Source organism: Bacillus hominis (assembly GCF_018332515.1).
GTDB classification, from domain to species: Bacteria; Bacillota; Bacilli; order Bacillales; family Bacillaceae_G; genus Bacillus_A; species Bacillus_A hominis.
This window is the reverse complement of the sequence record NZ_BOQD01000492.1, coordinates 1-237: the sequence shown is the minus strand read 5'-3', so window position 1 is coordinate 237 and position 237 is coordinate 1. Positions and strand designations below refer to the sequence as shown.

The following is a 237-nucleotide window of genomic DNA, read 5'->3' as shown; positions in this document are numbered from 1 at the left end:
GCGCCTTGATTTAATTTTTTTGAATACAGAACGAGGTCGGCCATGACATTATCGTACATTTTCTTCGGAATAAATAAGCGTGATCCAGCACAGCACACTTGTCCCTGGTTAAACATAACACCAGAAAGGGCAGCTGGAATCGCTCGAGATAAGTCAGCGTCTGGTAAAATAATGTTTGGCGACTTACCACCAAGCTCTAATGTAACGCGTTTTAATGATTCATATACCCCCAATAGT

General features: G+C 41.8%; 1 protein-coding gene. It reads right to left on the bottom strand.

All coding sequences use genetic code 11. The annotated features are described in order from the left end of the window. A partial coding sequence (locus KI356_RS26805) for an aldehyde dehydrogenase family protein (RefSeq protein WP_212936964.1) occupies window positions 1–237 on the bottom strand: 237 nt, incomplete at both ends.